Raw genomic sequence first — 16,575 nt, 5'->3', positions numbered from 1 at the left:
GGCGATTCCAGACGGAATCTGACACGACAGTAACAGGCCAATTAATAGCTAATATATGGCTAGCGGTTGAAGACGGATACCAGCAGGCCTTCTTCGCGGATTGCGGCCCAGTGGGCCTCGTTGATCTGGGGGAGAAGGTATCTGTGGGTGATTAATTTGTACAGGGGTATTTCTTTTTCCTGTGCTTTTTTTAAGAATAAAAAGCATTCTTCGTAGTCTCTCGAGGAGTAAAATCTTCCTCCGGACGGCATTGTTTCTTCATAAAATTTTGCCGTTGCTTTTCCCCTGCCTAATATGTAGCCGAGTTCGCATACGCTGCCGCTAGGTTTTATCAGGCGTTTTGCTGTGCTGCGCCCCAGGGAGGATATGGTGCACTGGAAGACAGTGTCTGCCAGAGTCCCACCTGTGTATTTTTTGATCTTTTCCAGAATGGCCGGCATTCCTTTCTTGTCACGGTAGTCTATCACTTCCGGGGCACCGAATTCTTTTGCCAGTTTTAGTCTGGCTTCTGATCCGTCGATTGCTATAATCTGACTGATTCCCATACATTTCAACGCAGCGATTACCGTAAGCCCTTCCAGGCCGCATCCTAATACGATTACTTTTTTGGTATCTTCTAAATGATTTAATTTTTCTGCCCTCTGTACAGCGCTGTTTACTGCTATAGCGGTCTCAGTCAGCAGACGGGACTCCAGATCCAGATCATTGACCTGATATATTTGGTTTCCTGCCTGAAGGACTATATAGTTTGAGAACCACCCATTTGACATAATGCCCGAATGCATGCGGTTTCCGCTAAACGATGAAGCAGAGCCTCCTGCTTTTTTGACAGCCACAATCCGGTCGCCCACTTTCAGTGTATTTCCATTCGCATCCTGAAGAGCGGGGCTTCCGAGTTTTACGATCACACCGGTTCCCTGCTGTCCTGTAAATACAGCCTGTCCGATTCTCTTTTCTTTCATAAATTCCGCAGTATCGGAAGGTGATACACAGCAGCCTTCGACCTGTACGAGAATCTCTTTCCCACTGATCTTTGGGATTTCACAGTCTTTAACTTCATAATTTTCAGGAGAAGAAAGAACTGCAGTCCTTCCTGTTTCCTTGCCCGTAAAAACAGGTTTTCTCTCTAGCGTAAAAGGTGTCTTATCCACTTTAGGAGTACCCACCTCAGACAAAACCTGTTTTACGATATCATCTATCTTTATGTCCATCTTCAATCTCCTTTACCAGGATATTTTTCTCTGATTCATGCCCATGCTGTCTGTACCCACCCTGTGCAGCAGCTTATCGATCCGGATCTTCACTACCACCTTACGGTAATACACAGGGGTACTCTCATGACAACACGGTTTGTGAGCATCTGTCGGATAAACAAGATAAAACATTCCCGGCTTCATCCTGATCTTGTCCCCACTTCCTTCCAGCCATTCAATATCCTTCTCGGGATCATAGGGTGTCCTGACCGTCAGATCCGACTTATCCGCATATTCCCACATTTCACTGCCTTCTATCAGTATCTGCACATCCAGATATTTATTGTGTGTTTCAAAGTCCGCCTCTGTAAAGCCCCGGGTCTGTCCTTCCTGTACAAACGCAACTCCCTTTCCGACCGGATATCTCCCGACCGGCAGATGCTCCTTTTCCACACGCTGTACAAAACGGACCGCATCCCATAATTCAGGAACACTCCGCTGATAATAACAGATATGCTCCAGTTTATCCATTATCATAGTGCATTCACTCCATTCTCACATATTCTACAGAAGCCGTAATTCCTTCATCTTATTATAGACATCTGCCTTTGCCTGTGCATCAAGTGAAAGCGCCGGAAGCCTCTCATGCCCGTCCTTGTTTAGCACACGGTAATACATCGCCTGCTTGCATGCCAGAAACAGAGGGGAACTGTAAGCGTATATATCCATCGCATTTACCATCTTTTTAAACCAGACTGCCGCCTCATTGTAATCTCCTCGTTTTGCCGCCTGATATGCATTGACTGTAAATTCGGGGGCGAAGTTGGCAGTCGCATTGATAAACCCGTCCACGCCACAGACCAACAGGCCCATCGCCTGATTTTCGTAAGCAGAGAACACAGAAAAATCAGGATTGACTTCCTTTACTTTCTGCATAGCAAGCACATGGTTAAAATCATTGATTGTATCCTTGATTCCCACGATATTCGGATTATCCTTCACAAGCTTGCAAACCACGTCCGGATTAAAGCAATATCCTGTCAGGTCCGGGAAATTATATATTATAATAGGAAGTGATGTGTGTGAAGCAACATATCCGAAATATGCCTCAACCATCTCCGAACTGTATACACTAAAGTACGGATTAATCAACAGAACCCCGTCAGCCCCTGCTGCTTCTACATATTTCAGGAGCTCCATCGTATTTTCCAGACAGGTGTCGCCGACACCTACGATCACATTTACCCGGCCATTCACATGCTGTATCATTTCCTTTATAAAACTCTTTTTCTCCTCAACGGTCATAATACTGAATTCACCCGAAGTCCCTAGGTAAGCCAGACCATCCACACCATTTGCAATCAGAAAATCCGCCTGCCGTTTACTTGCTTCTATATCAATCTTACTTTTATCGTCAAAAATCGTGATGACCGGCGGGTTTACGCCACATAGCTTCTTCATCCTATTTTTCCTCCTTCTGATACCCCAATTCTCTTGAAAGCGTCTTACCCGCCTTCAGCATCTCACCGGCTATCAGTTCTTTCTTATCTATCATCCTTGCTTTCGGTCCCGACACACTGATTGCCGCAACCATCCTGTGATAACCGTCATAAACCGGAACGGCCAGACACCACAGTCCTTCTTCTATTTCCTGATCATCTATTGCATAACCCTGAAGCCTGAACTCCTGAAGCTGTTTTCTCAGTTCTTCTTTGTTTCTTACAGTGTTCTCTGTAAATGCCTTGAAGTCAAGTCCATTCATAATATCACGGCTTTCTTCCGGAGGCAGGAAAGAAAGAAATGCCTTTCCGAGACCTGTACAATAGACCGGCTTTCTGGAACCGATCTGGGCATTTGTATTAATCGTACGTTCACAGTTCTCTTTTGCAATATAGACGATCTCCCCCTGTGAGAGAACTCCTAAGAAACATGTTTCTCCCAAAGTCTGCATGAGATGCTTCAGATACGGTGTGGCCATCCTTCCTATATCAAATCTGGAAGCAGCCACAGCTCCCAAACTCACAAGCTTTCCTCCAAGAGAATACTTCTTCTGTTCATCGGCAATGAGATATCCATTCTCCGCCATAGTCTGCAGGAGCGCAATCGTACTGCTCGGTGCATAGTTCAAACGCTCACTGATATCCTTGTTTGTCAGCCCATCGGAGCTGCTTTCTAAAAGTTCGAAAATCCTCAATACTCTTTCCGCAGATTTTACCGCCATAAAAACACCTGACCTTTTCCCAAAATAAAGGCTGACTCCAAATTTTTCTCATATTACGGATACACGCCTAATTTATCATTTGCTGCCTATATACACGAAAGTGTACATAGTTTCATTGATAAATTTACATTACCACGCCCAACTTTCCTTGTCAACTTTGTGTGAACAGTAACCAATAACGCAAAGTAGGACAGGAGCCATAAAATATGGCCGGCAGCCTTCAGGTTCCGGGGTCTCCCCGGAACCTGCCTCACAGCCGCCGCTCCTGTCACTGCTGTTATACTACACGAACAAGCATGAAATCAACCCTACTATGATAATCAGGATGATACCTACCACAGAGGCAATCGCCTGACCCAGCGTGTAGGTCTTCAGACCACCTGTAAAGTTAAATCCTGTCATATTTGAAACAATCCAGAAACCAGAGTCGTTTACAGTTGCCCCGAACAGCGCCCCATCCAGACACGCAAGTGCGATGAACACCGGGTGAATCGCTACCGTAGCAGCTACACTCTGCATGATTGCAAATGTTGTGAGTGATGCAACCGTACCCGAACCTGTAATCTGTCTGAACAAAAGGCCGAGTATCCAGCCAATCAGCAGGATCAGCACGATATTATTAGAGATGTTGGAAACCATGTCCTTAATCGCTTCGCTTACTCCTGATGCCGTAATAACAGATGAGAAGGAACCGCCGGCACCTGTAATCAAAAAAACAATGCCTGCCGACTTTAGTGCATTTGTTGCCACTTCTTCGGTCCGTCTGAGCCCCAGTATCTTAATAGAAACAGCCATTCCTGCAAGTGTTCCGAGCAGCATGGATATCGTTTTCTGTCCGAGGAAATCAATCCATGCCGGTGTCTTATCCATTACAGCTCCTGCAACCGTATTGATAAGAATAAAGATGATTGGTATTATAATAGGAAGAAGTGAGAGAAAGAACCCGGGCAGCTTTTCCGGGAGTATGAGTTCATCCACACTCAGTCCATTACCATTTTCGTCTTTCTCTGCATTCCAGAGTCCTCTGTCCATCAGTTTTCCATGTATAGTAACAGCTATCAGCGTCATAGGAATACCAAATAACAGACCGGCAGCGATCATAATGCCCAAATCAAATCCGAAATATTCTGGTGCCACAAGCGGGTTCGGAGTAGGAGGCACTAATGTGTGGGCAACACCCGCACCAATGGATATGGCGCCTACGATATAGCCGATACCCTTGTTCAGTTTTTTCATCAGTGCTACGCCGATCGGAATCAGAATCACAAATGTAACATCAAAGAATACAGGAATGGAGAGCACAAATCCTGCAAACCCGACTGCATACATTGCCCATTTATTCGGAAACAGTGAAACCAGTTTATCTGCAATTACGCTGGCTCCTCCGGTGTCACTGACAAACTGCCCCAGAATAATACCCAGACCGATTGGGAAACCGATGCTTGCGAGCATGCTTCCGAAACCGTTATTGATCACATTGACTAACCCAGTCGTTACTGTGCCGTCAGCACCTGTAATATCTGTCAGAGGAACTTTTGTTAAAAATCCGAGAAGCAATGAACCAAGGATCAATGCAATGGCCGGATTCATTTTTGCTTTGATGATTAATAAAACTACTGCTGCAATAGATATAATCAAACCTATGATTAAAAATGATGTTGACATCTTTACCCTCCTGCATAACTGCTATGCTGGCACTTTTACTGACAGTATTTACAGTCTTGTGCCCTTCTTCACTTCAATGAGTGTCTTGTCTTTGTTCAGTTCAACTCCAAATCCCGGCTTGTCGCTGACTTTCAGTTTTCCGTTAACCGGCATCGGCTCGTCTTTCAGAAGTGGATAGTACTGAGGTACTACCTTATCAGCCTGAGGAGCCATCATCAGGCATTCTGTGATCGGTGAGTTTGTCTTCGTTGTTACATAATGATAACTGTATGTGCCGCTTCCGTGAGGAACCACAAGTTTCCCGTGGGCCTCAGCCATGTTGCCAATCTTGATCAGCTCTGTCATACCTCCGCACCAGCCGACATCAGGCTGGATCACGTCAAGGTCGCAGTCTTCAATCAGCATGCGGAATCCAAACTTGGAAGCCTCATGTTCACCGCCTGTTACCATGATTTGATTGCCGGCCGCTTTCTTTAAGTCTCTGTAAGACCAGTAGTCATCCGGGTTAAAGCACTCCTCAATCCAGTTAAACTTCAGATCAGCAGATGCCTGCATCAATCTCTTAGCATAATACAGATCAAGTGCCATCCAGCAATCCCACATCAGCAGGAAATCGTCACCACATTTTTCACGCATATCGGCTGCCAGATCAATACTTTTCCTTAAGCCTTCCATTCCGTCATCTGGTCCGTAAACAAGCGGAATCTTTCCTCCGACAAATCCCATGTCCTTTGCAAGGTCCGGTCTCGGCCCGGTTGCATAGAATGTAAGTTCTTCACGGACTTTTCCGCCCAGCATTGCATACACAGGTTCCTCGCGCAGTTTGCCGAGCAGATCCCATAGTGCGAGGTCAATCGCGGAGATTGCATTCATAACTACACCTTTTCGTCCATAATACAGGGATGCACGGTACATCTGGTCCCATGCCGCTTCAATCTCATTGGCATCTTTTCCAACTACAAACCGGTCCAGATGGTTCATCACAAGCCATGCCGCAGGGTAGCCGCCTGTGGTAATACCGAATCCTGTTACTCCATTATCGGCTTCCACCTCGACTACCAAAGTTTTCAATGCATTGATTCCAAAGCTGGTCCTTGTCGCTTTATACTCCGGATAGATGCTCATTGGTGTTGCAATTTGTCTGACAATCCAGTGTTCTTCACTCTGGTCATGATAATCTGCTCCGCCGCCCTCGACTACATATGCGCGGATTGCTGCAATCTTTCTTCCCATTAATGCCATGATAAATACCTTCCTTTCTTATAATTCATATATGTGAATCCAATTCTCATTTCTCACTAAGTTTATCATTTTTTTATAATTAAGTCAACACGGAATAGATCTTTTCGACAGTATAGTCAATTTCTTACGTTATTTTTTGTCTATTTTGCACAACCTCTTTCCTTTTACTTATTTTTTGTAGGATTGCTTTTTCAGAAAATATCAAGTATACTTTACTGGACAGCCGGAAGGCTGTCTTAATCTATGAGAGGGTAAAGTAATTACTATGTTTGTATTGATCTTCAACCAATTGTTAAAAATGCTTATCATTATGATACTGGCTTTCATCTGTTATAAACTGAAAGTTGTCACACAGGAGGGGAATAAAGCGATTTCCAATCTCCTGCTTATGGTTGTGAATCCTTGTCTGATCATTACTGTCTATCAGACCGATTACAACGCAGGCCTTGTAAAAGGTCTTCTGATTGCATTTGTCGCTGCCTGTGTATCCCACATCATCGGGATTGTTATGGCAAGATTTCTTGTTCCGGAGAAGAATAATCCGGAGTATTATCTCGACCGCTTCGGCGCTGTCTACTCCAATTGTGGTTTTATCGGCATTCCTTTGATATACAGCGTTCTTGGGAACGAAGGAGTCTTCTACCTCACGGCATATATGACGGTGTTCAATCTTTTCACCTGGACACACGGACTCAGTCTTCTGGAGAATAAGTTTTCCTTAAAACAGCTTAAAGAGGGGCTTCTCTCACCCATGATTATTGCCACCCTTGCGGCAATTGTATTATTTTTTATCAGGTTCCGTATTCCGGCGACGGTCCTCGCATCAATGAATTATGTTGCAGACATGAATACACCGCTCGCCATGATGGTTGCTGGATTTTCTGTTGCACAGGCAGATTTGAAACGGATTTTTTCCAACCTGCATATATACTGGGTCAGCTTTTTAAAACTGATTGTGATGCCGCTGCTTGTAACCCTGTTCCTTTATATCACCAGAATCAGCCATGATATTGCCTACACCACACTGATCGCGGCCGCCTGCCCGACTGCTACGACTATGACTATGATGGCTATACGCTATGACAGAAATTATACATACGCCTCGGAAATATTTGCTTTCTCAACCGTTTTGTCAATGGTCACCATACCGGTTGTCACCTTTATCGCCGGATTTTTAATACACTGATTAACAGACAAAGAACCGGCCAGTAATCCGCTTTTTAAAGCGTTATTACTGGCCGGTTCTTTTTTATGCCCGCATAAACTGATCTTATTTATCCATACAGTTCTGACATGGTGTATAGCCTTCTTTCTCCAATTCTTTCAGAGATTTTTTTGTTTTTTTCTTATTTTTATCTGCCATCTTTTTCACACTGCTGCAGGAAGGACGATGGACTTTCTTTGTATTTGTATTCAGAATATAGGAACCGCCATTTTTCTCTTCTTTCGTGTTCTTTACTGCCGGTTCTGCATCTGAACGGGTTCCTTTTGGTTCCCCTGCTCTCCAGCTTTCATCGGGTGACATATTCCATGTAATCTTCTTACCATCTGAGACAGCAACTATCGTTCCCTGCTCATCCGTCCTGAAAACTTTAATTCCCTCTGTTCTCAACAGGTTCATCACTTCTGCATGGGGATGTCCATATGAATTGTCTTCCCCGCAGCTAATCACTGCATACTGCGGGTTCACAGCTTTTAAAAATCCCTCTGTTGTCCCGCTCCTGCTGCCGTGATGACTGACTTTATACACATCCGCGGACAGTTTCTGCTTTGTTTTCAACATTTCCTGTTCTGATTCCTCTTCTGCGTCTCCCACAAACAGAAAATGGTTGTCTCCATGTTCCAATCTGATTGCAATAGAGTAGTCATTTGCGCTGTCAAATTTACGGTCTGACGGAGCCGTTACTGTAAAGGAAGCATCCCCCAGCTGATAGGTGTCTCCTGTCTTCGGGTGAAGTGCTTTATAGTTTTTTGCCTTCAGTGTGTCTACAACCTCTTCATATGTTTTCGTATCCTTACTGTAATCTGGCAGCATTACTGTAGTGCAGTCAAATTTATAGATAATGACATCCAGTCCCCCAATGTGGTCTGCGTCCGGATGGGTCCCGATTACATAATCCAGCTTCTTGATTCCCTGCTTCTGGAGATAACTCTGAACAGCAGTTCCTTTGTTGTTATTTCCTGCATCGATCAGCATTGCATGTCCATCTGACTTGATGAGCGTCGCATCCCCCTGCCCTACATCTATGTAGTGCACTTCAAGTAAACTATTACTGCTTTCTGTCCCGGCGGCTTCTGCTCCTTGTAAGCCTGTCATCCAGCCTATACAAAGCAGAAAAGCCGCCATGAATATTGAAATTATTTTGTTTCTAATAGCCCTTTTTTGCATATCTCTAATCCACGAACTTCACTGCCGTCCCATAGGCCATTACTTCTGCCGCTCCTGCCATGACGGCCGCGGAAGCATAACGGATATTGACAACCGCATCCGCTCCCAGCCTCTCGGCTTCCTCTGTCATACGCTTCGTCGCAAGGGCCCTTGCATCATTCATCATCTCATTGTAAGCTTTTAATTCGCCTCCGACCAGAGTCTTAAAACTTTGTGTAATGTCTTTTCCTACGTTCTTTGACTGAATGGTGCTGCCCTTAACCAGTCCGAGCATTTCAAACTTCTTTCCTGATATATAATCAGTATTTACTAAGATCATCTTCTTCTCCACTCCTTATCTCTCTAATTCTCTGGATACATACCCCAAGTGCTACTCCTGCAAGTGCAAGAGGGATAACCGCTCCAATAATACATGCTGCTAATGGCGGCCTGAGTAAAAATACAACTACAGCAAAGCCGATAAAATATAATAATAAAAGTACTGTAATAATTACCGGAGCAACCATTTTCTTTCCATGTTTATTCATTACTTTCTACCTTCCCACGTTCTGTAAATGGCTTCCAGTGCATCTACTACACTATCCACACCCATCAGGCTTACATTGAATACCATCTCATGGGACTCGGCACTGCCCCATTCGCGCCCGGTATGTGCCTCATAATACAGTTTACGTTCCTTATCGACCTTCTTGATTTTATCCCAGGCCTGCTTTTCAGTCAACTTATAAATATTAGAAATTCTCCGGATCCGGTCTTCTTTATAAGAGTAAATAAATACATTAATACAATTTGAATAATCCCCGAGCACATAATCCGCACATCTGCCAACAAAAATACAGGAACTCCTGTCTGCCAGCTTCTTTATGATACCGGTCTGCGTCTCATACATCCTGTCACTTAAAGGTGTGCCATAGACATCCGTTCCCATAAACGCTGTATAATCCCCTGTGCCAACCACATAGGCCGACAGAAACTTACCCAGAATCGTCTCATCTACACGGGACGCCTCCTCATCACTGACCTTCAGCTCCTTTGCAGCCATTCTGATCAGGTTATGGTCATAAAGAGGAATGTCCAGACGTTCTGCCAGACGGTTTCCAATCTCATGTCCGCCACTGCCAAACTGTCTGCCAATTGTTATAATCGTGTGTTCTGTCATACTCTCAGCTCCTTTTCTCTGACAAATAGATTTACCGCCTTTTAGTTAGCTTTATTATAACTCATTTTAACTGAAAATAGATAGATATTTACAGATAATCTTTGGCAAATATTTCTTCCGGCAGAGGCTTGCTGTAATAATACCCCTGAATCCTGTCCGCCCCCATCTCTTTCAGAAGTTCTGCCTGATCCGCTTTCTCAATCCCTTCCACTACAACGACCTGGCCAAGGCTGTGGAAAAGATCGATCAGTGTCTTTATAAGCACTTCTGAATCTGTATTCCCCGGGAAGCCTATCAGCAGGCTGCGGTCTATTTTCACACACTCGAACGGAAACTCTAGTACACTGGCCAGATTCGAGTAGCCAGTTCCAAAATCATCCAGATAAAACCCGATGCCAGCCCGGTTCATATTATGCATCACATTCTTCATGTATCTCATATCCTGAAGAAGCACCCGTTCCGTTACCTCTATCTTAAGTCTGCCGGGCTGCAGATGGTGTCGTTTCAGGCAGTCCAGAATCCGTTTTTCAATTCCTGCATCCGCAAACTGCTGCATAGATAAATTGATGGAAATACTCTTAATACTGCTCTCCGGATTCTTTTCTAACAGTTCACACACTTCTTCCAACACAATCCAGCTCAGTTCATCAATCAGTCCGGATTCCTCAGCAATGGGGATGAATCTGGACGGAGGCACCGGATTGCCCTCATAGTCATTCAGTCTCAGCAATGCTTCTGCAGAACTGAAACTGCCGTCTTTATGGCGAACAGGCTGATACCAGACTCTGAACCTTCTCAGTTCCACAGACCGCTGCATGATCTCCAGAATCTTCTTATCTTCTTCATATTTCTGTATCTCTGACTCCGCAAAATGGATACTGCGGTCAGGTGCTTCCTTCGCCTTCTGAATCGCATATTCCAAATGGTCCATCAGCTGCGACGGTGTAAGCTGCTGACCAACACAGTCAAGATACATAAATGCCGTTTTAATATGTGTATGTATATCCCCCACTGACCAGACGCCCTGGCATCTCTTTTTCACAATGCTGTAATTCTCTTTTGACTTTTCTTCTGATTCAAAAGGAATAATGAGGGCAAATTCTACATTTCCGAATCGGAAAACTTCTGCCTTGGGAATAATCCTGCTCAATTCAGTTGCAATTGTATAGAGAAATTCATCGCCTTTCTGATGTCCGTAGTTTTTGTTGATGACATCAAACTTTCTAAGTGCTGCCATAACAACCTGGAAATGCTGTCTCCCTGCAAGCCGCAGGGAGATATTCTCAAAAAAGCTCTCCCGGTTGCCTACCTTTGTCAGATGATCTTTCTTAAATTCCCGATTCTGGAAACTAATGAAAAGAATCAAATTGGCAATAGCCATGCCAGTCCCGTTCATGAGCATATCAGGATAACATAGTTGGAAAATACACATCAGTGCAATGATCGGAGGTAATGTGCGGATAATCCTTACAATCGATTCACTGACACTTGGACGGTTCCTGCAATAGCAGATGTAAACCATCACAATCTCAGCCGCCATTACTCCATACCCCAATACATTCAGTACTCCCCTGTGGTACCTTCCGGCATTATCAAAATAGAAAAGAATTCCTGTCCTGATATTAGTAATCAGTGCCGCAAAATAAATGATATTCACTGCTGCCAGCCCTTTGACGGCACGTATCAGACACTTCTTATCATATACATGCGCCAGCATCATAATAAACACATATGCCGCAATTATTGAGCATATGATGACCGTGAGCATGAAATAAATGCTGTTCAGAGCCATATTGACCCCATACGGGGTACCTCTGTGCCCTGCCGCAAACACACATACCGCATCCAGAATAATAGAAAACAGCGAAAGCCAAAGACATACACGGTATAATTTTTCTCTCGCGTTAATAACCGTACGCCTTTCATAAAAGTATAAGATCAGCACAACAATGACAATAAATGCCATGTATTCCCCTGCAAGTGACCAATGTATCATATACACACCCCGATTATGAATCATAATGGAGATATTATAGCATATTTTGACAATACTGGCAGAAACAATTTACATTCTGCTTTTCTTTTCACACTTTTTTACGGTGCAATAATGCATGATTATAAGCATATAATGAAATATTATAAAATTTCGCTTTTTTTATCTTGTAATGGGGAAATCAAAATGCTAGAATAGATACGCGTCAGACAACTTTATTACAGCAGTGGGGGAAATTAATATGTCATTCTTTAATAAATTAGATAATATGCAGAAACAGCGTGTTTATGGGATGGGCAATGCAATTCTGGGTTCTGTAATGTTTGCCTTTGGGCTTAATGTTTTTATCACGCCTCTTTCATTATATAACGGCGGCTTTATGGGTATCTCACAGCTGATCCGTACCCTGATTGTCCAGGTATTCCATTTTTCCTTTGGACAGACCGATATCGCCGGTATCATTTATTTTTTAATCAACATACCTTTGATCTATATGGCATGGAGCAAGATGGGTAAAGAATTCTTTGGACGGTCCGTTATTACAATTATTGTACAGACAGCGGCGCTTACCTTTTTGCCTGTTCCGGCCAGCCCGGTCATCGATGACTACCTGACCGCCTGCGTAATCGGGGGCATTATCGCAGGTACCGGTTCTGGCATGATCTTACGAGGCGGCAGTTCCGGCGGGGGACAGGATATTCTGGGAATTTATTTCACAAAGAAATTCCCGGGATTCAGTGTAGGCAAAGTATCCATCATCATCAATTTCTTTGTCTATGGCATCTGCCTTTTGATGTTTAATATTGAAATTGTTATTTATTCTTTGATTTACGGTGTTGTGTACTCCATCGCATGTGACCGCGTACATATTCAGAACATCAATATGAGTGTTATGATCTTTACAAAAAAGCTCGGAATATCGAGGGCAATCATAGAACAGACTGGGAGAGGCGTCACTAACTGGGACGGGGCAGGTGCCTACACAAATGAGACATCGTACATTCTGTTTGTTGTTATTTCAAAATATGAGGTCAGCCAGCTGAAACGGATTGTGCGGAGCATTGACCCAAATGCATTCATGATATTTACGGAAGGGTGCTCGGTATCGGGTAACTTCGAAAAAAGGCTGTATCCATGACGGATACAGCCTTTTTCACGTTATCAGACTATTTTCTTAAGAAGCAGTCTGTTCCTCATACTTCATACAGGCTTCTGCCCTCTGCTGCGTAAGCTTCCGCATTGTCATAAAGTAGGCTGCCGCAAGTGGGATACATGCGCCAATCCATGCCAGCGGACTGGCCCAGCACGCACCAGCAAAACCAATGGAGGCTGTAAGGAAGATTGCGGCAAATGTCCTCATAACCAGTTCCATAATCCCGGCCACCGTAGGCATAAATCCTTTTCCGAGTCCCTGCAGTGTAAATCTATAGATGAACAACAGTGCCAGTACAAAATACATAACTCCATTGATCTGAAGATATGTCTGGGCCATACTCTGGACACCTGTTTCCCCTGATCCTACAAACAATCCCGCGAGCTGATACCCGGCAAAAATATTCACGAGTGCCATCACAATACTGAATCCCACAGATATCAGGCTGCATTGGAAAACTCCCTGTTTTATCCTGTCTATCTTTCCTGCACCATAATTCTGTGCCGCATAGGTCGCCATCGTTGTTCCAAAAGAGTTCATCGGCTGTGCCGCAATCTGGTCGATCCTTTGTGCCGCCGAGAATGCCGCAACTGCAATCGAACCAAGCCCGTTAAGTACAAACTGAAGTACGACCGCACCAATTGCAATGATAGACATCTGGAACCCCATCGGCATCGCAACTTTAAAATGCTGGCCGATATCCCATCCAGAAACCTTCCAGTCATCCTTTTTCAGATGCAGTATCGGAAGTTTCTTCTTAATATACCATAAGCACATCAGCGCTGACGCCATCTGTGCAATAATCGTAGCCCAGGCTGCCCCGGCCACCCCCATTTTCGCTCCCATGATGAGTGCGAAATCGAGCACGATGTTCAGAATACATGCAATAATTAAAAAGAAAAGCGGTGTCTTGCTGTCCCCCAGAGCTCTGATGATATTGGATAAAAAGTTAAACAGCATACTGGCTATAATACCCCAGAAAATGATCACGATATACTCATATGCCGAATCAATAATCTCCGCCGGGGTCCGCATCAGTTCCAGAATATTTCTTGCCAGAGGAACGGAAACCACTGTCAGTACAACAGTTACTGCAAGGCTGATCCACGCCCCTGCTGCCACACTCTTTCTGACACCGGCCTCATCTTTTGCCCCAAACCGCTGGGCTGTAATGATAGCGAGCCCGGCACTCACGCCCATTGCAAATCCGAGTATCAGGAAACTAATACTGCCCGTGCACCCCACTGCCGCCAGTGCATGCACCCCTAATGTCCTTCCCACAATCAAGGTATCTACCATACTATATAACTGCTGAAAAATATTCCCGATCAATAAGGGAATCGTAAACATCACAATCAATTTCCACGGTCTGCCTTCTGTCATCTTTTTCGTCATGTCTTGTTACCTCCTGTTTTGCTTAAATTTGTTTCCAGTTAACTTCCTGAGATGGAAACATTTCCGGTAAACATGTTCTATTATAATCAATCCCTGAAAAAGCAGAATGTAATATGTTGTGCTTTAAATGTAGTATTTTGCTTTATTCCCCCGGACACCCCGCAGGACGGGCATGACTGCCAGTATCATCCATTTGACTTTTCTGCAGGAATGTTTATATTTTCATTGAATTATCCCCCCGTACAGGAGTATAATTTTTAGTACATGCAATTCAGGACGCTCTTATATCCTATGCGGTGTCAGACGAATTATCAGCATCAAATATCATTTATCCGGGAGGTGACTTTATGTACAGACAGGAATATGACCTGACTTATGATGACTTAAACCCTACTTTTTTATTTATCTGTAATCTGAAGCGTACAGAAACTGAAGAGAATTACCACAGTCATGAACATTTAGAGATTTCTGTCGTGACAAAGGGATATGGTACTTATTACATAGACGGAAAAGAATACCCGATCAAAGCCGGAGATCTGATTATCCTGAATCCCGGAACTTATCACAGAAGTCTCGTAACTTGCCCGCAGTGCTGTGCAACAGAGTATTACATCGGATTCAGCGATATACACATTCGGCATATGCCCCCAAATACCCTGCCTCTGCCAAACGGGAATATGATCATTCCTATGAAAGACGGCATGCGTCAGGATGTGTACCGTCTTTGTTCTGCTATGGGGAAGGAATTTCATACATGCCGCCCCGGACGCTACTTCATGCTGAAGTCCTACCTGATCCAGTTTATCCTGCTCCTGTTAAGAGACCAGCAGGAAGTCATGGAAGAACAAAATGGCTGTATCTTCGAATCTCCAAACAAGAAATACGTCGTAAAACAGATGATCCGCTACTTTAATGAACATTATCACGAAAAAATCTCGCTTGACCAAATCGCGAAGAACATGTATCTGAGTACATTTTATGTCTCCAAGATTTTTAAAAGCGAGACTGGTGATACCCCTATTAATTATCTGATCGAACTTCGTATGGAAAAAGCACGGGAACTGATGGAGGAGTCTCCTGAACTTAGTATACAAAATGTGGCAGCTATGGTCGGGTATGACGATGCCTACCACTTCAGCAAGCTTTTCAAGAAACATTTCGGGACGGCACCCAGTAAATACCGGGCAATAGGGAATCAATAGCATGCTATGGAATCTTTTGGCGGTTCTTTTATAGCCAGATTATGATTTATACTTCGGGGATATGCCCCGAAGTATTTTTTGTGTTAGCATCTTTTGGGAACCGCCTTCTATACAGGGGGCTGGCCGAGAGCTTAGTTTGTTTAACTTCAATGACGTTCCAGCTAAAGGAACGACTATGACCTTTCTGATGAGACATTTTGGATTATCGATTTCAATCCTCATTCCCGCGAAGGGTACGACCATCTACATTTCCGCCATCCACGCATCAGCATGGATTTCAATCCACGTTCCCGCGAAGGGAACGACGCTTCCATTTTACATAGCTGCGGCATCAAAGGAAATTTCAATCCACGTTCCCGCGAAGGGAACGACGTCCCATTACAAGGGATAATTGATAAATTGGATATTTCAATCCACGTTCCCGCGAAGGGAACGACATCATGTAAATAATGCCCCCTCTCTGCAAAAATATTTCAATCCACGTTCCCGCGAAGGGAACGACGGCAAAATAAACAATTTCCACCCTCAATATTTAGGCATTTTCACCTAAATATCAGAACACCTTGTCTACATTGCGCTCTTTTTTCGCTTTTTCATTTGCAAACGCACCCATTTTGTGCATTTTTTCTGGTGCGAATCTCCCAGAGTTTTTATGTTCACTTCGGGTTCGCACTACATAATTAATGTCTGATCAGCCGCTACTCCCCTGTCCACGCCAATGTGCTCCACCTTCGTTTTATAGTTATTTCCCAAATAGTAAAAGCGGAGGCTGTCTACCTCTTCATCTATGATGTCCGATAACTTTGCTTTCAACATAACACATTGAGCATTATCTAAAATACATTCAAAAACTGAATTCTGTACTCTTCTACCATAGTTTACGCATTGCTTTGCGACTTTTCTCAGCCGCCCTCTGCCCGCGGCAGTTTCGGTATTTACATCATATGTAATCAGTACCAGCAT

General features: G+C 44.0%; 16 protein-coding genes and 1 CRISPR repeat array. Of the genes, 3 read left to right on the top strand and 13 right to left on the bottom strand.

Going from position 1 to position 16,575, the window contains the following annotated elements:
* Positions 1-59 precede the first annotated feature (59 nt).
* The 6 genes from DWX43_RS13000 to rhmD form a co-directional block, all read right to left on the bottom strand.
* Positions 60-1,211, bottom strand: a complete 1,152-nt coding sequence (locus DWX43_RS13000; RefSeq protein ID WP_118620575.1) for a zinc-binding dehydrogenase — start codon at positions 1,209-1,211, stop codon at positions 60-62.
* 12 nt (positions 1,212-1,223) lie between these two features.
* Positions 1,224-1,730: a YhcH/YjgK/YiaL family protein gene (locus tag DWX43_RS12995; protein ID WP_118620574.1), complete on the bottom strand. Its 507-nt coding sequence runs from the start codon at positions 1,728-1,730 to the stop codon at positions 1,224-1,226.
* 27 nt (positions 1,731-1,757) lie between these two features.
* Positions 1,758-2,654 (bottom strand): dihydrodipicolinate synthase family protein, encoded by an 897-nt coding sequence (locus tag DWX43_RS12990; protein ID WP_109733690.1) that lies wholly within the window; start codon positions 2,652-2,654, stop codon positions 1,758-1,760.
* Between the two features lies 1 nt (position 2,655).
* Positions 2,656-3,414 carry an IclR family transcriptional regulator gene (locus DWX43_RS12985; RefSeq protein ID WP_109733689.1) on the bottom strand — a complete coding sequence of 253 codons (759 nt, stop codon included), beginning with the start codon at positions 3,412-3,414 and terminating at the stop codon, positions 2,656-2,658.
* Between the two features lie 282 nt (positions 3,415-3,696).
* Positions 3,697-5,079: a GntP family permease gene (locus tag DWX43_RS12980; protein WP_109733688.1), complete on the bottom strand. Its 1,383-nt coding sequence runs from the start codon at positions 5,077-5,079 to the stop codon at positions 3,697-3,699.
* A 48-nt stretch (positions 5,080-5,127) separates the two neighbouring features.
* Complete coding sequence (rhmD, locus tag DWX43_RS12975; protein ID WP_118620573.1) at positions 5,128-6,321, bottom strand: L-rhamnonate dehydratase; 1,194 nt, start codon at positions 6,319-6,321, stop codon at positions 5,128-5,130.
* A gap of 265 nt (positions 6,322-6,586) precedes the next feature.
* Between rhmD and DWX43_RS12970 the strand changes: the two genes are divergently transcribed.
* Positions 6,587-7,507, top strand: coding sequence for an AEC family transporter (locus DWX43_RS12970; RefSeq protein WP_109733686.1), 921 nt, complete (start codon positions 6,587-6,589; stop codon positions 7,505-7,507).
* 84 nt (positions 7,508-7,591) lie between these two features.
* Here the strand turns inward: DWX43_RS12970 and DWX43_RS12965 are convergent, their stop codons facing one another.
* The 5 genes from DWX43_RS12965 to DWX43_RS12945 form a co-directional block, all read right to left on the bottom strand.
* Positions 7,592-8,638: a ComEC/Rec2 family competence protein gene (locus tag DWX43_RS12965; protein WP_243099312.1), complete on the bottom strand. Its 1,047-nt coding sequence runs from the start codon at positions 8,636-8,638 to the stop codon at positions 7,592-7,594.
* A 76-nt stretch (positions 8,639-8,714) separates the two neighbouring features.
* Positions 8,715-9,029 (bottom strand): YbjQ family protein, encoded by a 315-nt coding sequence (locus tag DWX43_RS12960; protein ID WP_109733684.1) that lies wholly within the window; start codon positions 9,027-9,029, stop codon positions 8,715-8,717.
* A complete protein-coding gene (locus tag DWX43_RS12955; RefSeq protein ID WP_109733683.1) occupies positions 9,010-9,237 on the bottom strand; it encodes a hypothetical protein in 228 nt (75 codons plus the stop codon). Before DWX43_RS12955 ends, DWX43_RS12960 begins: the two co-directional genes overlap by 20 nt.
* The gene (locus DWX43_RS12950) at positions 9,237-9,869 is read right to left on the bottom strand and encodes a cytidylate kinase-like family protein (protein WP_109733682.1); all 633 of its coding nucleotides are present in this window, start codon (positions 9,867-9,869) and stop codon (positions 9,237-9,239) included. Before DWX43_RS12950 ends, DWX43_RS12955 begins: the two co-directional genes overlap by 1 nt.
* 88 nt (positions 9,870-9,957) lie before the next feature.
* Positions 9,958-11,865: a GGDEF domain-containing phosphodiesterase gene (locus DWX43_RS12945; protein ID WP_118620571.1), complete on the bottom strand. Its 1,908-nt coding sequence runs from the start codon at positions 11,863-11,865 to the stop codon at positions 9,958-9,960.
* Between the two features lie 238 nt (positions 11,866-12,103).
* On the opposite strand from DWX43_RS12945, the gene DWX43_RS12935 reads away from it, so the two are divergent.
* Entirely contained in the window at positions 12,104-13,000 is an 897-nt protein-coding gene (locus DWX43_RS12935) for a YitT family protein (RefSeq protein ID WP_118620570.1), read from the top strand.
* Between the two features lie 36 nt (positions 13,001-13,036).
* On the opposite strand, the gene DWX43_RS12930 is transcribed toward DWX43_RS12935, so the two are convergent.
* Complete coding sequence (locus tag DWX43_RS12930; protein ID WP_118620569.1) at positions 13,037-14,410, bottom strand: MATE family efflux transporter; 1,374 nt, start codon at positions 14,408-14,410, stop codon at positions 13,037-13,039.
* Between the two features lie 347 nt (positions 14,411-14,757).
* Between DWX43_RS12930 and DWX43_RS12920 the strand changes: the two genes are divergently transcribed.
* Positions 14,758-15,612 (top strand): AraC family transcriptional regulator, encoded by an 855-nt coding sequence (locus DWX43_RS12920; RefSeq protein WP_109733677.1) that lies wholly within the window; start codon positions 14,758-14,760, stop codon positions 15,610-15,612.
* A 208-nt stretch (positions 15,613-15,820) separates the two neighbouring features.
* Positions 15,821-16,117: a CRISPR direct-repeat array (repeat unit 32 nt; unit sequence ATTTCAATCCACGTTCCCGCGAAGGGAACGAC).
* Positions 16,118-16,284: 167 nt separating this feature from the next.
* Here the strand turns inward: DWX43_RS12920 and cas2 are convergent.
* The gene (gene cas2 / locus DWX43_RS12915; RefSeq protein WP_118620567.1) at positions 16,285-16,575 is read right to left on the bottom strand and encodes a CRISPR-associated endonuclease Cas2; all 291 of its coding nucleotides are present in this window, start codon (positions 16,573-16,575) and stop codon (positions 16,285-16,287) included.

The sequence above is a fragment of the Clostridium sp. AF19-22AC genome, assembly GCF_003479085.1.
Lineage (GTDB): Bacteria > Bacillota > Clostridia > Lachnospirales > Lachnospiraceae > Faecalicatena_A > Faecalicatena_A orotica.
Note: the sequence above shows the minus strand (reverse complement) of the source record. Positions and strands in the feature narration are given on the sequence as shown.

Bases quoted from the DNA above. Each gene is read 5' to 3' on its own strand.
- DWX43_RS12985 (WP_109733689.1), bottom strand. From the start codon at position 3,414: ATGGCGGTAAAATCTGCGGAAAGAGTATTGAGGATTTTCGAACTTTTA.
- cas2 (WP_118620567.1), bottom strand. From the start codon at position 16,575: ATGCTGGTACTGATTACATATGATGTAAATACCGAAACTGCCGCGGGC.
- DWX43_RS12930 (WP_118620569.1), bottom strand. From the start codon at position 14,410: ATGACGAAAAAGATGACAGAAGGCAGACCGTGGAAATTGATTGTGATG.
- DWX43_RS13000 (WP_118620575.1), bottom strand. From the start codon at position 1,211: ATGGACATAAAGATAGATGATATCGTAAAACAGGTTTTGTCTGAGGTG.
- DWX43_RS12945 (WP_118620571.1), bottom strand. From the start codon at position 11,865: ATGATACATTGGTCACTTGCAGGGGAATACATGGCATTTATTGTCATT.
- DWX43_RS12955 (WP_109733683.1), bottom strand. From the start codon at position 9,237: ATGAATAAACATGGAAAGAAAATGGTTGCTCCGGTAATTATTACAGTA.
- DWX43_RS12995 (WP_118620574.1), bottom strand. From the start codon at position 1,730: ATGATAATGGATAAACTGGAGCATATCTGTTATTATCAGCGGAGTGTT.
- DWX43_RS12920 (WP_109733677.1), top strand. From the start codon at position 14,758: ATGTACAGACAGGAATATGACCTGACTTATGATGACTTAAACCCTACT.
- DWX43_RS12970 (WP_109733686.1), top strand. From the start codon at position 6,587: ATGTTTGTATTGATCTTCAACCAATTGTTAAAAATGCTTATCATTATG.
- rhmD (WP_118620573.1), bottom strand. From the start codon at position 6,321: ATGGCATTAATGGGAAGAAAGATTGCAGCAATCCGCGCATATGTAGTC.
- DWX43_RS12990 (WP_109733690.1), bottom strand. From the start codon at position 2,654: ATGAAGAAGCTATGTGGCGTAAACCCGCCGGTCATCACGATTTTTGAC.
- DWX43_RS12965 (WP_243099312.1), bottom strand. From the start codon at position 8,638: ATGACAGGCTTACAAGGAGCAGAAGCCGCCGGGACAGAAAGCAGTAAT.
- DWX43_RS12950 (WP_109733682.1), bottom strand. From the start codon at position 9,869: ATGACAGAACACACGATTATAACAATTGGCAGACAGTTTGGCAGTGGC.
- DWX43_RS12960 (WP_109733684.1), bottom strand. From the start codon at position 9,029: ATGATCTTAGTAAATACTGATTATATATCAGGAAAGAAGTTTGAAATG.
- DWX43_RS12935 (WP_118620570.1), top strand. From the start codon at position 12,104: ATGTCATTCTTTAATAAATTAGATAATATGCAGAAACAGCGTGTTTAT.
- DWX43_RS12980 (WP_109733688.1), bottom strand. From the start codon at position 5,079: ATGTCAACATCATTTTTAATCATAGGTTTGATTATATCTATTGCAGCA.